The following is a 14206-nucleotide window of genomic DNA, read 5'->3' as shown; positions in this document are numbered from 1 at the left end:
CGGCTAAGCGCTTGCGCCTCACGCGGCGTCATGCCACATAGTCGGTGGTGTGGAGGAGCACCTGACCGTGGGACGTGTCGCGGAGTTGGCCGGCATCAGCGTCCGCACCCTGCATCACTATGACGAGATCGGCCTCTTGAAGCCGTCCACGCGGACCGCGGCTGGGCACCGGGCCTACTCGGCCGGCGATGTGGAGCGGCTCCGGGAGGTGCTCGCCTACCGGCGGCTCGGCTTCGGGTTGCGGGAGATCGCGGATCTGCTTGACGACTCGGCCACCGACGCAGTCGCGCACTTGTGCCGGCTGCGCGGCCTGCTGGCGGACCAGCGCGACCGCGCTGCTGCCATGGTGACGGCCATCGACAGGGAACTGGAGGCACGAGCAATGGGAATCAGGACGACGCCCGAGGAGCAACTGAAAGTGTTCGGCGCGCAGTTGTACGACGTCATCGGATCCGCATACCCAGCGACGCGGCGCACCGAGCCACGGATCGCCGCGCGCATCTGGGATGCGCTGGGGGACGCACGAACGGTGTTGAACGTCGGGGCTGGCACCGGTTCCTACGAACCACCCGACCGGGACGTCACGGCGGTGGAACCGTCGGCGGTCATGCGGGCGCAGCGTCCTGTGGGCGCGGCGCCGTGCGTGGCCGCCGCTGCGGAGAGCCTGCCGTTCGAGGACCAGTCCTTTGACGCCGCGATGGCGGTCAGCACCGTCCACCACTGGCCGGACCCGGTCGCCGGGCTGCGTGAGATGCGGCGGGTGGCCCGCCGCGTGGTGGTGTTCACGTACGACGCCGATGACACCGGCTGGCGCCAGCGGTTCTGGCTCACCCGCGACTACCTGCCTGAGTTCGCAGGCCTCCTCGTCGGCTGGCCGTCCCTGGCCGACCTGACCCGGGCGATCGGAGGACGCGCGGAGCCGGTGCTCGTCCCGTGGGACTGCGCTGACGGCTTCTTCGAGGCGTACTGGCGCCGGCCTGAGGCGTACCTGGACGAACAGGTACGCCGCGCGGTGTCGGTATGGACCAGAGTCGGCCCGCAGGCTGAGCAACGGGCAGTCAGCACACTCCGCGAAGACCTTTCCTCAGGCCGGTGGGCCGAACGCAACCGCGACCTCGTCGCCCTCGACACGGCTGAGCTCGGTCTCCGCCTGCTCGTAGCCTGAGCCACCGCGGCGAGGCTTGGCCTCCGTAGCACGCAACCTGGACTGCGTGACGGAAACGTACGGTGCACTCCGCACCGCCTGTCCCCTGACCAGCGCCTGCGGAACGACATCTGCTGGTTGGTGTTTGGCCTGTGTGTGGGGTTCGTCGTAGCGAACTCGGTTCACATAATGGGATGACTTCTCCATAATTTGAGATGCGGGTTAGGTTTGTCGCCCGGGCATCACAAGTCTGGGGAGACGAGATGGCGGCCGCACCACACGTGTACACCCACGGGCATCACGAGACGGTTCTGCGCTCGCATCGATGGCGCACCGCCGAGAACTCGACGGCTTACCTGCTACCCCATCTCCGGCCGGGCATGTCCCTGCTCGATGTCGGCTGCGGACCGGGCACCATCACCGTCGACCTGGCCACCCGAGTGGCTGCGGGTCGAGTCACCGCCGCGGAGCTCACCGAACCGGCGCTGCAACTGGCTCGGGCGGAGGCCAGCGCACGCCGGCAGGAAAACATCGACTTCGTCGTCGCCGATGTCCACTCCCTCGATCTGCCCGACGACACCTTCGACGTCGTCCACGCCCACCAGGTCCTTCAGCACGTGGCCGATCCGGTCCGAGCGCTGACCGAAATGCGCCGAGTGTGTCGACCCGGTGGCATCATCGCCGCCCGTGACAGCGACTACGCGGCGTTCACCTGGTTTCCGCACGTGCCCGCACTCAACGAGTGGCTGGCCCTCTACCGACAGGCCGCCCGCGACAACGGCGGCGAGCCGGACGCCGGACGCCGCCTGCTGTCCTGGGCCCACAAGGCCGGGTTCACCGACGTCACCGCGACGGCGAGCACCTGGTGCTTCGCCACCCCCACCGACCGGCAGTGGTGGGGCCAGATGTGGGCCGACCGGATCCTGCACTCGGACCTGGCCCAGCAGGTATTGGCCTCCGGTCTGGCCACCGGGGACGACCTGCACCGCGTCTCTCAGGGCTGGCGCGAATGGGCCGACGCCACAGACGCCTGGTTCACCGTGCTACACGGCGAGATCATCTGCCGGGCCTGACCAAGACGCATCGGCCAGCGGGACGCGTCGTACGCGTCATGGCCGGTGAACGTGGGGATCGGATACGACGATCCCCCGGCGCAGCGTCCGGGGCAATGAACGGCCGCCTGCCCACCACGCCACCTTCGAAGGAAGGCGGTCATCGTGGTGAGCAGGCGGCTCGTCGCGTTACTCGGCCCCGAGGCCCCGCTCGATGGCCGCGATGATCTGCGGACGCAGCTCCTCGGGCCGGATGATGGCATCCACCGAGCCAACTTCGACCGCGCGCTGGATGCTGTGCACGCCGTCGAATTCGGCGGCCACCTCGGTCAGCTTCTCCGCCCGGACCGTGGCCCGGACGTCGGTGAGCTGCGTGACCAACGCCGCCCGCTCCCCACCGGTCGCCGCGCCGACCCGCGCCTGCAGCTCGGCCACGCGCGGATCCTTCGCCGTGCGGGCGTTGACGTCACCGGCGAACACCACGGCCGCCGCGGGCGCCCCGCCGAGGACGGACGCGAACGAGCCCTCCACGGCGAGCACGGTCATGTTCGGGTTGAGCGCCTTGGAGAACACCACGAAAGCGCCGCCGTGATAGCGCGAGATCACGCAGAACACGATCGGCCCTTCGAAGTTCACGATCGCCCGGCCGATCTCCGCGCCGTACTCCAGCTGCAGCTGCCGCATCGACTCCGGCGAGCCGTCGAACCCGGACAGGTTCGCCAGCACGACCAGCGGCCGGTTCCCGCTGGCCGCGTTGATCGCCCGCGCGGCCTTCTTCGACGAGCGCGGGAACAGGGTGCCGGCAGTGTAGGTGTCCGGGCCGTCGGTGGGCGGGAATCCGCGCCGCGGCACCGACCGGGACTCGATGCCGAGCAGGCACACCGGGATGCCGCCGAGGTGCACGTCCTGCACGACCGCGGTCTCGGCGTCGGCCATGCCCGCCCAGCGTTCCAGAATCGCGTGATCCTGGTCGGCCAGGGCCCGCATCACCGTACGGATGTCGAACGCCTTCTTGCGGTCGGGGTTGTGCTCTCGGGAGAAGATCTCGCCGACGGTCGTGAAGTCGCTGCCCGGCACCGCGTGCGGGTAACCGGAGATGTCGCGGTCGACCGGGTCGGTGGTTGCCGCCCGACGCGGCCGGTTCTCACCGGGCACGACGTAGGTGTGGTCGTAGTGGGTCATCAGCAGGTCGCGGGCCGACCGCAGATCCGGCGCCCAGTATTGGGCCTGGCCGTTCGGCCCCATCACCCGGTCGTAGCCGCCGATACCGAAGTTGTCCTCGGCCGACACACCGCCGGAGAAGTCCAGCGACTGCTTGCCGGTCAGCACCATCGCCGAATCCGGGGTCATCACCAGGATTCCCTTGGTGTGCATGAGCATCGTGGCCTCAGCGTTCCAGTACGGCTGGGCGCCCACGGTGATCCCGGCGACGACGATGTTGATCTCGCCGCCGTCCTGGGTGAACTCCACGATGCGCTTGAGCGCGGCGGCCACCCAGTCCATGTTCTCGGTGCCCGAGCTCATCGAGATCCGGGCGCCCGCCGACAGCGCGAACCAGTCGAGCGGTACGCGCATCCGCTCGGCCAGGTCGAGCGCGGCGATCACGCGTGCGCATTCCGGCTCGGCCAGCGCGCCGAGTGACCTGGTCGGGTCGCCGAGCAGCACCACCCGCGTGACGCCCTCGGGGTACCGCTCGGTCGGCGTGCTCACCACACCGGCGACGATGCCCGCCTTGTTCCGCCCCTTCGGCCGCTCGACCGGGACCAGCTCACCGGTGTCGTCCAGGTCGTACTCGGTGAAGCTGCCACGCTGGCCGGCCAGCATCTCGGTCAGCTCGTACGGGTACGTGGTGCCGCGCCGCCGCGCCGAGAGCACCTTCTGCCGGTAGTCGTCCAGCGGCTGGATCGGCTCGGTCGGCGGCTCGGTCATCGACACCCGCATGCCGGCGTCGTAGGAGATCTGGACCGCGATGTCGGTCAGCTCGCCGGTGGCCTTGTCACGCTGCCGGCCCAGGAACAGGACCTCCTCCAAGCCGGCGCCGGCCGTGATCGGCAGCACCCGATGGGCGACGGCGTTCAGCTCGTCGATGGTCAGCTCGTTCGGCGGCCAGACGTAGATGGTGATCCGGTTGGTGTCGAACCGCTTCTTCGCGGGCCGCTGCGCCTGAACCTTGCGGATCGCGTCGAGGCACGCGTCGAGCGCGCCTTCGACCGCGGGCAGCGCGAGGATCCGACCGTCGGCGTCGCGCAGCGGGGACAGGTCGCGGACCTGGGCCATCGCCGTCAGCCGCTCGTCTGCCGGATTGTTCGGTGCGACGCAGTGGAAGAGGTAGACCTCTTCGTCTGCGGACGGCAGGCGGGTCAGGTCGAAGTTCCGCAGCCTCGGCAGTTGCAGGCGCTCGGCGATGAGCGGGTGCAGCCCGCGGATGACCCGGTCCTCGCCTAGGCCGGGCCGGAACGTGAACTGATGGTGCATCGCCGTGCCGTTGCGCCCGGCCACCGACATCGTCACGCGTTGGAGCACGTCCAGCAGCCCGGCGCGGTCGAGGACCTCCCGCAGGGTGGCGGCCATCGTGTCCACGTCGGGCTGGTCGGCCCAGGTCAGGTACACGTCGGCGACCGCCGGCGTCGGACGCGTCGCGCCGGCGTCCGCGGTCGACAGCCCGGCGATCCTTTCCAAGGTCGCGGGCAGCTCGCCGAAGTCGCTGGCCGCCGCGACAAGCCGGAAGCGTTCGCCGTTGCGGTCGTACGCGGCCGTGAAGAACGACTGCCCCGCCACCTCGACGGGACGTGCGTCGCTCGCGCCGCGGTTGCCGTAGTAGCGGCGGCTGAGCACCTCGAGCATCGGACCGTGGTCGGCGCCCGGCTTGCCGATGCGCTGGCCGAGCAGCCGGACCAGTGGCTCGGGTGAGGCGACCATCTTGCCGATCCGCTCGGCGCGGTCGGTCGCGTCGGGGTTCTTGTCGAGGTGACGCAGGTGGCCGCGGACACTCGCGTATACCTCGGCACGCTTGCGGCGCAGCATCGGCTGGGCGGCCCAGCGGAACACGATGCTGCGGGCGAGGTCACCGACCACCGGGAACCGGAGCTGGGTGGCGAAGATCAGATGTTCCAGCGCCTGGCCGACCAGCTCGCGCAGCTCGTCGCCGGGGAGCGGCTCGGCCAGCCACTGCTGCAACAGCGTGACGATCATCGAGACGTCGGTTGAAGCCCGTCGCTGCGCGAGGAAGATCCGGAAGACGGCCTCTTCCAGTGCGGGCGTGCGCTCGAAGTCGTTGACGCCGTAGTGAGCGAGCACCCGGGCGAGTCGGTTACGGAAGGTGTCCGGCAGCGCGGCGCGCTCGACGTCCAGGCACTGCAGGTAGGCGTGGAAATATTCACGCGGGCTGTGTACGTGGCTGTGGGCCTTGGTCTCCTCGCCGACCGGCCGGTTGCGGCTGAGCTCGGACAGGTCGGCGAACACCTGCAGCAGCTCGACCTCTTCTTCGAGGGGCCGGTGGCTGAGCTCGGCCCGCGTGGCCAGGTAGGTGGACAGCGCCCGGCGCTCGTCGCGGGGGTCGAGGTCGTAGCCGAGCAGCAGGCTACGCAGGTCGGCGATGCCCCGCGCCACCCGGGCCTCGGCGGACAGGCCGGCCGCCTCGGGCGGCAGATCCAGGTCGACGGCCTCGGTCTTCGCGGCCTCGCCTGCGGCCTGGTCGCCGATCGGCTCCAGCCGCAGCAGCGGCGCGCCGGTCTCCACCTGGCTGCCGACGGAGACCTGAGACTCCCGCAGCTTCGCCTTGAACGGCGCGCGCAGCACGGTCTCCATCTTCATGCTCTCCAGGACGAGCACGGGCGCGCCCGCCTCGACCTCGTCCCCCACTTCCAGCGGCGTCGCGACGACCAGCGCGGGCGCGGGAGAACGCAGCACGCCGCCCTCGTCGCGGCTGACCCGGTGCGTGGTGCCGTTCACCTCGACCAGGTGGATCGGCCCGTGCGTGTCGGTGACGAGCCGGAACCGCCGGCCGTTGACCAGGATCCGGCCCGTGTGCTCGTCAAATCGCTCAAGCTCGACGTCGACGGTCGAGGCCTCCCCGATGCCGACGCGGAATCGGCGCGACCCGGTCTGCGCGACGGTCACCCGGTAGCTCGCGCCGCGCAGCTTGAGGTCGATCGGCCGGCCGCTCTCGTGCTGGACCTGCGGACGGCCGCCGTGCGCGGTGGACAGCAGTCGCTGCCGCTCGACGAGCGCTTCGGCCTCGTACGCCTCGATCGCGGCCGCGGCCAGCGCGATGCCCGAGTGCCCGGTGGACACCAGGCGGCCCTGCGCGCGGACCCGGTCGATCCAGCCGGTGTCCGCGCTGGCGTCGATCACCTCGGGCTGGTCGAGCAGGTCGAGCAGGAAACTCTTGTTGGTGGTGCCGCCCTCGATGATCACCGTGGTCTCGGCGACCGCGCGTCGCAGCCGGCCGAGCGCCTCGTCACGGGTACGGCCATAGGCGATGATCTTGGCGATCATCGAGTCGAAATCAGCCGGGATCACGTCGCCCTCGCTGACCCCGGTGTCCACCCGGATGCCGGGGCCGGCGGGCAGCGCCAGCCGGACGATCCGGCCGGGCGACGGCGCGAAGTCACGATCAGGGTCCTCGGCGTTGAGCCGGGCCTCGACGGCATGCCCGGCCTCGGCCGGGATCCGCTCGCCGAGCCGACCGCCGGCGGCCACATGAAGCTGGGCCTTGACCAGGTCGAAGTCGGTGGTGGCCTCGGTGATCGGGTGCTCGACCTGCAGCCGGGTGTTGACCTCCAGGAAGGCGAACAGCTTGTCGCCCGGATGGTAGAGGAACTCGACGGTGCCCGCGCCGCAGTAGTTCACCGCCAACGCGAGCCGCTCGGCCGCCGCCTTCAGCTCCCGGGTCTGCTCCGGGGCGAGCACGGGAGAGGCGGACTCCTCGATGACCTTCTGGTTGCGCCGCTGCACCGAGCAGTCCCGGACACCCAGCGCCCACGCGGTGCCCTGACCGTCGGCGATCACCTGCACCTCGACGTGGCGCGCGCCGGTGACCAGACGTTCCAGGAACACGACGCCGCTGCCGAACGCCCGCTCAGCCTCCAGGCTCGTACGCTCGTAGGCCTCGGTGAGCTCGTCGTCGCTGCGGACGACCCGGATGCCCCGACCGCCACCGCCGGCGGTCGCCTTGAGCATCAGCGGATAACCGATCTCGGCCGCCGCGCGCTTGGCCGCCTCCAGGTTCTCCACCGCGCCGCGGCTCCACGGCGCCACCGGTACGCCGACCTCCTCGGCGATCAGCTTCGCGCCGATCTTGTCACCGAGCGTACGCATCGCTTCGGCGCTCGGACCGATGAAGGTGACACCGACCTTCTCGCAGAGCTCGGCGAAGGCCGGATCCTCGGCGACGAAGCCCCAGCCCACCCAGGCCGCGTCCGCACGGGTCTCGATCAGCGCACGTTCGAGGACCCGGTGGTCCAGGTACGGACGGGCCGACGCGGGCCCGAGGCAGTAGCTGTCGTCCGCCTCGCGAACGAAGGTGGCGGTGCGCTCGGCGTCGGTGTAGAGCGCGACCGTCTCGATCGGCGGGGCCTCGGTCTCGGCGTTGAGCTCGCGAACGGCGTGGATCAGCCGCATGGCGGCCTCTCCCCGGTTGACGATGGCGATGCGGCTGAACACCGAGTAACCCTCCCAAAGGTTTCTGCACAACACAACGAGGACCCCTCGAGGCAGGGGTCCTCGTCACAACGATCGTCGCTACCGGCCGGTAGGGAAATGTCGGACCCACCACCGGAGGAGGGCGAAGTTTGTGGACACCCGCCAAAGGGGCGTGGCCGGACACCCTGTCACCAATTCATCACGCTGCACGGATCAACGACAACAACTGTCGGTGCCGGGACGGATACTGCGAGCCATGTGCGTGTGCCGGTCACTCGTCGCCGGCCGCCCCGACCAGACAGAGAGCCTGCTACCCGTGGAAGGTGCGCCCATGGCAGAGACCGCGACCACGACCACGACCGGGGGAGAAACCTCAGCCGAGCCGTCGAGTCGACAGCATTCGGTGCTGCCCGAGCTGCGGGCGATGTGGTGGGAGACGGGGGTGCGGGCGCGGGCAGAGGCCGGCCTGTTCGCCGTGTTCGCCGAGTTGCCCCGGCTGGTCCGCGCCGCCCTCGGGGTCAGCTGGCGCGCCGACCGCGTCCGCACGTTCGTGGTCGCGGCGGCCACCGTCGGGGCGGGAGTGATGGCGGCGTTCGGGCTGCTCGCCACGCAACGGGCGCTGGTGGAACTGTTCGCGGGGGGCCCGACCGCGGACAAGGTGGTCGCGGCGCTGCCGGCCCTGACGGTGTTGGCCGCGGTGACGGCCGTACGGGCGGGCATGGCCACCGCGATGGGCTACGCCCAGAACGGCCTGACCCCGAAGGTGGACCGGGAGGTGGAGCGCGGGCTGTTCGAGGTGACCACCGCCGTACGGCTGGAGGCGTTCGACGCCGACGCGTTCGCCGACGACATGGAACGCGCCTCCCGGGGCGCGGACTCCACCACCGGGCTGGTGCAGTCGTCGATGAACCTGCTCGCCGGGTTGGCCGGTCTGCTCGCCGTGGCGGCCGCCGTGGTGGTGATCCATCCGCTGCTGCTGGTGGCGCTGCTGGTAGCCACGGTGCCGAACGCCTGGGCGTCGCTGCGCGCCGGGCATCTGCGCTACCAGACGTACGCGGCCGGCTCGGTGCGCCGACGCCGACTGTGGCTGCTGCACCGGCTGATGGCCGAACGGGACTCCGCGCCCGAGCTACGCACGTACGGGCTGCGCCGGTTCCTGCTGGACCAGTACGACCGGGTCATGGGCGTGGAGACCGGCATCCAGCTCGCCCTGGCCCGACGGGTCACCACGACCACCACCGTGGGATCGATGATCGCGGGGGTGGCCACCGCCGTGGTCTACGTGCTGCTGGGGCTGCTGCTGGTCAACGGGCACATCCCCCTCGCCGCCGCCGCGACCTGCGTCGTCGCGGTGCAGTCCGCCCAACGGTCCCTGGCCGTCGTCACCTTCCAGGTCGACCGCGTCTACACCGAGGGTCAACACTTCCGCGACTACACCGGGTTCATGGCCCGCGCCGTCGCCTACCTGCCCGACGAGACCGCCCACTCCCCGGGCGCGGCACCCGATCGCCTGCGTCAGATAGACATCGACGGTGTCAGCCTGCGCTACCCCGACCGGGACACGCCCGCCGTCGACCAGGTGACGTTGACGATCGAGGCGGGGCAAACCGTCGCGTTCGTCGGCGAGAACGGCTCCGGCAAGTCAACCCTCGCCGCGATGATCGCCGCGCTGCGTGCCCCCACCGAAGGAACAATCCGCTGGAACGGCCGGCCCCTGTCCGACTGGGACGTCGACGCACTGCGCACCCGCATCGCGGTCGTCACGCAGGAATACCACAAGTGGCCCTTCACCGCCGCCACGAACATCGCCCTCGGCGACATCGCCGCCGAACCCTGCCACAACCGCATCGAGACCGCCGCCGCCCGCGCCGCCGCGCACGACATGATCACCGAACTGCCGCACGGGTACGAGACGCTGCTCGACCGCACCTTCGCCAACGGCCAGGACCTCTCCGGCGGCCAGTGGCAGCGCATCACCGCCGCCCGCGGCTTCCTCCGCGACGCCGAACTGCTCGTCATGGACGAGCCGTCGTCCGCTCTCGACCCACGCGCCGAAGACGCCCTCTTCCAAGCCATCCGCGACCGGCAGGGCCGAGCCACCACCATCCTCATCACCCACCGGCTCGCCAACGTCCGCCACGCCGACCGGATCTACGTCCTGCACCACGGCCGCCTGATCGAAGAGGGCACCCACGACGAACTCATGGCCGCCCACGGCCGATACGCCGAGCTGTTCGCCCTCCAGGCCGCCGGCTACGACACCACCCGAGCCACGCTGCCGCACCAGACAACCATCGTCTGATGATCTCGCCATCCGCGCCGGGCTGCCGGGCCGTCGTTGTCGGTGGGTTGGCCTACCGTCTGCCGGCGTGACCGTGACGCAGACCTACCGGTATCTCGCCGCCTCCGCCCTGGGGCACGGCTCCCTCGCCCTGCAGACCAGCGGCGGCCCCGCCCCGAACCCCCGCTTCTTCCGCGGCTTCCTCACCACCCCGCAGGCGGCGGCCGTCGGCCTGCTGGCCGTGGCCGAGGTCGCCCGCACCCGCTACCACCGGCCGGTCAGCCCGGCCAGCCTCGACCCGGTGGTCACCGGCAGCCGAGGCCGGCTCCGCTTCGAATCCTTCTCCGGCTGCTGCGGGGTGTACGCGCGCCTCGACGCCCTGCCCACCGGCCTCGACGGCGACGTGGTGGAGCACGGCACCACCAACGTCGACGTCAACAACCCGCTGCGTGAGGCGCTGTCACGGGTGGCCGGGCTGGACCCGCTGCACCTGTCGGTCGGCCCCGACGACCTGACGGTGTCCACCCTCGACGGCGCGGTGGTGGAGAAGAAGGTCCCCCTGCCGACCCGCTGGCTGCGCGGCTTCGCCGAGGTGCAGGTGCTCGCCGCCCGGTTCGAGCCCCGGGCAGAGATCCCGGCAGCCGAGGCGGCGGCGTTCCTGCGCCGGCTGCCCACCGCCACGGACCGCTCGGTGCTCTGGGTCGTGCCGGCGGGACGCACGCTGCGGCTGACCTCCCGGCCCGTGCCCGGGTCAGTCTGCCTGGCCGGGGCGAGCCGGCTGGCCGCCCTCCGTCCGATGCTGCGCTTCGCCCGGACCCTCCGGGTGTACGGGCCGACCGTGATGGCCAACTCGGCGCCGCTGCCGAGCACCTGGGAGCTGGACACCGGGGCGCTGCGGCTGTCGCTCACCCTCTCCCCCGAGCCGTACCGGGGGTTCTCCGGCGAGGGGGCGGCGCTGACCGCGCTCGCCGACGACGACGTGGTCGACGACGCCGACCTGGTCTCCGCCCTGCTGTCCTGGGACCCGACGGTCGACGTGGACCGGCTGGCGTCGCAGGCCGGCATCGACGCCGACCGGGTTCGGGGCGCCCTGGCGCAGCTGGGCACCGCCGGCCGGGTCGGCTACGACGTCGCCGAGGCGGCGTACTTCCATCGGGTGATGCCGTACGACGCGGGCCGGGCCGAGCGGGACAATCCCCGCCTGGTCGGGGCGCGGGCGCTGCTCGACGCCGGGGCGGTGGAGCCGGACGGGACGTCCGCCACGGTCCGCAGCGGCGACCACGTCTACCGGGTCCGGCAGCTGGCGGACGGCGGCCTCACCTGCACCTGCCCCTGGTGGGCGAAGCACCGGGGGCAACGGGGGCCGTGCCGGCACGCCCTGGCCACCCGGATGCTGCTCACCGACAAGGTCGAGGTGTCGGCGTGAGGCGCGCGGAGCGGGAACTGTTCGTCAAGAGCACGGTGCGTCGGCGGCGGGAGCTGGCGGCGGGCGGCACCGGCGACCTGTTCCAGCTGGTGAGGGAGGGCTCCGCCGAGCTGGTCGCGGCGGCGCTGGAGGGGCTGCCCGAGCCGCGCCGCCGGGAGATCGGCGTCGCGCTGACCGACTGGGTCCGGCAGCAGGACCGGTCCACCTGGTGGACGACGGGCGCGAGCACCGCCCTGGCGGTCGCCGTGGTCGGCTGTCTACCCACCGCAGCCCAGGCCGCGGCGATCCTCGCCCGTGGCTCGGTCAACCCGGACGGCGAGCGGGCAGCGACGCTGGTGACCGGCGTGGCCACCGAGCGCGGCGTCACCTGGCTCGGCGACCTGGGCCATCGGCTGGGCGCGAAACTCGGCCGGCAGGCGTGGATCCAGCGGTGGCGGTTCGTCGCCGCGCTGCTGCGCGACGCCGGCGCGGAGCCGCCGACCGATGATGCGTTCGTGCAGCTGTGGCTGGAATCGGTGGCGTTCCCGGAACACCACAAGGAGCGCGCCGTGCCCCTGGTCGAGCGGCTACGGGCGGACCCGATCCGGCCGGTCATGCTGCCCCGGCTGTTCGAGGTAGACGGCCTCGGCACGGCCATGATGTTCGACGAGGTCATCACCACCTGGGAGGAGCGACGGCGGCACGTCCTGCCGGCCGCGCTGGCACAGCTGGCTGCCGAGGGCGTGCTCGATCGGGCGTGGCTGATCGACCGGTCGATCGGGCGGCTGCTGCGCGGCGATCGGCCCACCGCGCTGCGCGCCTTCACCGTGCTGCTCGACCTGCTGCGGCCCACCACCGCCGAGGTCGCCGCGCATGCCACCGACTACCTGCGGCTGCTCACCGACGCGCCGGCCCCGGTCGCCACCATGGCCCAGAAGGTGTTGCGAGAGCAGCCCGACCTGGCCCTTGAGTCGATCCTGGAGGCCTCCGGGGACGTGCTGCACCGCCCGGACAAGGCGCTGGTGAAGGCGCAGCTCGGCTGGCTCGACCGGCTGGCCCGGCAGCATCGGGACCGGGCCGGGGAGATCGCCGAGGTGATCGCCGTCGCGGTCGCGCACCCCGCCGTCGAGTTGCGGGATCGGGCAAGCGCTCTGGCCACCCGGCACGGTCTCGACCCGGCGGCGGTCAACCCCGGCCCGGCGGTGGCCACGCCGCGCGGCGACGACCTGCCGGCGGCCGCACCGCCCGCCCCGGCGCCGGCCCCGATCGCCGACGTGGACGAGCTGGCGGAGGAGGTCGCCGCCCTGCTGGGTACGCCGTCGCAGGGCACGCCGCTGGACCGGGTACTCGACGGGCTGGTCCGGCTCACCGCGATCGACGCCGACCGGGTGTGCGCCGCCCTGACGCCGGTGATCGAGCGCCGACACTGGTCGTGGGGCGACGAGCACCGTTGGGAGCCGCTGTGCCTGTGCGGGATGGTGGTGGACGTGCTCCGGACGGCCGGCGCCGACCACCAGCCCCGGTGGCACAGCCGGTGGCAGTCGCTGCTCGCCGCCGTCCGCCGCAACGACCGCTCGGCCCTGGTCGCCACCGACCCTCGGGTGCCGCCGGTGCACCGGCTGCTGCGGGCCCGGCTCGCCGAGATCGGCGCGCACGTCGGCGAACCCGGGCCGGGGCTGCTCGCCACCCCCACGTCCGCCAACGGCCTGCTCGACCCGCTCGCGCTACTGGAACGGCTGGCCGCGCTGGGCGACCGGAAGGCCTGGTTCTGGGACCTGACGCAGGCCCTGCTGCGGCTGCCCGACGACACCGACGACGCGGTCGCCGACAAGGCCGCCGCACTGGGCACGCCGGCCGGGGACCGGCTGGCCGAATGGCTGCGCGGCGGCGGGCTGCCGCAGCCGGTGGCGCGGGCCACCACTGTCACCCGCCGGCCCCGCAGCTCCCGCTGGGACTGGGAGTTCGAGCAGCTCGCGGAGCGGCGGCTGCTGGTCGAGCTGCGCTCACCAGACAGGTACGAGGACCCGCTCGGGCTGCTCACCGCCGACCCGGCACCGATCAGCGTCGACTACAGCGGCTGGGCCAACCTATGGCCGTCAACCCTGCCCGGGCACCGCGGTCTCGTCGCCGCGTACGCCCTGCCGCTGGTGGCCGCGAGCGCGGACATGGACCAGCAGGGCGGCGCCGCCGTGCTGCCATTGCTGGCCGAGTGCGCCGGACCGGGCGGGGTGGCGCTGGACCTGGCGGTGGCGTACGGGCTCGGGGCCCGGCACGGCGCGGACCGGATCGCCGCCCTGGACGCCCTGCTCACCCTCGCCGGGGCGGGGCAGCTCGACCCGACAGGTGCCGGCCGGCGGCTCGGCGAGCTCGTCGCCGTCGGGGCGGTGAAGGCGACCCGGGTGGGCGAACCGTTGCGCGACGCCGCCCAGGCCGGAGCGCCGTTGACCGTGTGGCGGCTGCTGGCCGCCGCGCTGCCGGCGCTGCTCGCCGCGCCGGGCCCCGTGCGCGGCCTGCCCGACCTGCTGACCCTGGCCAGCGAGACGGCGACCGCCACCGGCGTCCGGATCGAGGTGCCCGGCCTGGCCGACGTCACGGCGCGCGGCGGGTCGAGCCGGCTGGTCACCGAAGCCCGGCGGCTGCACCGCACGCTCGCCACAGCCTGACCGGACGGCCCCGACACG

6 protein-coding genes are annotated in these 14206 nt (G+C 72.2%); 5 read left to right on the top strand and 1 reads right to left on the bottom strand.

Going from position 1 to position 14206, the window contains the following annotated elements; translation table 11 throughout:
• Positions 1-49 precede the first annotated feature (49 nt).
• Positions 50-1165 (top strand): MerR family transcriptional regulator, encoded by a 1116-nt coding sequence (locus ABZ671_RS22500; protein WP_357861378.1) that lies wholly within the window; start codon positions 50-52, stop codon positions 1163-1165.
• Between the two features lie 242 nt (positions 1166-1407).
• Positions 1408-2217: a methyltransferase domain-containing protein gene (locus tag ABZ671_RS22495; protein ID WP_357861375.1), complete on the top strand. Its 810-nt coding sequence runs from the start codon at positions 1408-1410 to the stop codon at positions 2215-2217.
• 168 nt (positions 2218-2385) lie between these two features.
• Here the strand turns inward: ABZ671_RS22495 and ABZ671_RS22490 are convergent, their stop codons facing one another.
• Complete coding sequence (locus tag ABZ671_RS22490; RefSeq protein WP_357861372.1) at positions 2386-7860, bottom strand: carboxyl transferase domain-containing protein; 5475 nt, start codon at positions 7858-7860, stop codon at positions 2386-2388.
• A 310-nt stretch (positions 7861-8170) separates the two neighbouring features.
• Here ABZ671_RS22490 and ABZ671_RS22485 point away from each other — a divergent pair, with 310 nt between their 5' ends.
• The 3 genes from ABZ671_RS22485 (at position 8171) to ABZ671_RS22475 (ending at position 14188) form a co-directional block, all read left to right on the top strand.
• Positions 8171-10141, top strand: coding sequence for an ATP-binding cassette domain-containing protein (locus tag ABZ671_RS22485; protein ID WP_357861369.1), 1971 nt, complete (start codon positions 8171-8173; stop codon positions 10139-10141).
• 67 nt (positions 10142-10208) lie between these two features.
• Positions 10209-11546, top strand: coding sequence for an SWIM zinc finger family protein (locus tag ABZ671_RS22480; RefSeq protein WP_357861366.1), 1338 nt, complete (start codon positions 10209-10211; stop codon positions 11544-11546).
• On the top strand, positions 11543-14188 hold the full coding sequence (locus ABZ671_RS22475) for a DUF6493 family protein (RefSeq protein ID WP_357861363.1): 2646 nt from the start codon (positions 11543-11545) through the stop codon (positions 14186-14188). The genes ABZ671_RS22480 and ABZ671_RS22475 overlap by 4 nt, the downstream gene beginning before the upstream one ends.
• The last annotated feature ends 18 nt before the right edge of the window (positions 14189-14206 follow it).

It is taken from the genome of Micromonospora sp. NPDC006766 (genome assembly GCF_040636055.1).
Classification (GTDB): domain Bacteria; phylum Actinomycetota; class Actinomycetes; order Mycobacteriales; family Micromonosporaceae; genus Micromonospora.
This window is presented reverse-complemented; position numbering and strand designations above follow the sequence as displayed.